1 protein-coding gene is annotated in these 256 nt (G+C 72.3%); it reads left to right on the top strand.

Going from position 1 to position 256, the window contains the following annotated elements; genetic code table 11:
* Positions 1-256 (top strand): hypothetical protein (locus CD790_RS34305; RefSeq protein ID WP_144387288.1); only part of this gene is annotated, 256 nt, incomplete at both ends.

Raw genomic sequence — 256 nt, forward strand, 5'->3', positions numbered from 1 at the left:
CGCCGAGATCTGTCGGCGGTTGGACGGGCTGCCGCTGGCGATCGAGTTGGCGGCTGCCCGACTACGGCTCTTGACCCCGCGACAGATCGCGGACCGACTGGACGACCGGTTCCGGCTGCTGACCAGCGGCAGTCGTACGGTGCTGCCGCGCCAGCAGACGCTGCGCGCGGTCGTGGACTGGTCCTGGGAGCTGCTGGACGAGCGCGAGCGCACCGTGCTGCGCCGGCTGTCGGTCTTCGCGGGCGGCTGCGACCTG

The sequence above is a fragment of the Streptomyces sp. SAJ15 genome, from assembly GCF_007595705.1.
Lineage (GTDB): Bacteria > Actinomycetota > Actinomycetes > Streptomycetales > Streptomycetaceae > Streptomyces.